Source organism: Bacillus pretiosus, from assembly GCF_051294775.1.
GTDB lineage: Bacteria > Bacillota > Bacilli > Bacillales > Bacillaceae_G > Bacillus_A > Bacillus_A wiedmannii.
Window position 1 is genome coordinate 1 of the sequence record NZ_JBPPHF010000564.1, and the last position, 283, is coordinate 283.

Consider the following 283-nt stretch of genomic DNA (forward strand, 5'->3'; position numbering starts at 1 on the left):
GCCTTCAGCAACTGGTGATGTTAAATTTGCAACTTCTACTAATTCCAAGAATGTTTTACTTCCACCTTGTTGACACAGATTCACATAATCTTCCCATGCCTCTTGTCTATTATCTCTTGCACGTTTCCAAAATTGCAGTGCACAAATTTGTGCTAATGTGTAGTCGATATAGTAGAACGGCGAGCTATAAATATGTCCTTGACGTTGCCAGAATCCACCGCGCTCTAAATAAACATTATCTTCATAATCACGATGCGGCAAATACTTTTTCTCTATATTACGC

The 283-nt window shown here is 38.5% G+C and carries 1 pseudogene; it reads right to left on the minus strand.

What is annotated here, in order from left to right:
- Positions 1 to 283 (minus strand): annotated as a pseudogene (locus ACSG5Z_RS32175) (M3 family oligoendopeptidase); the annotation flags it as partial.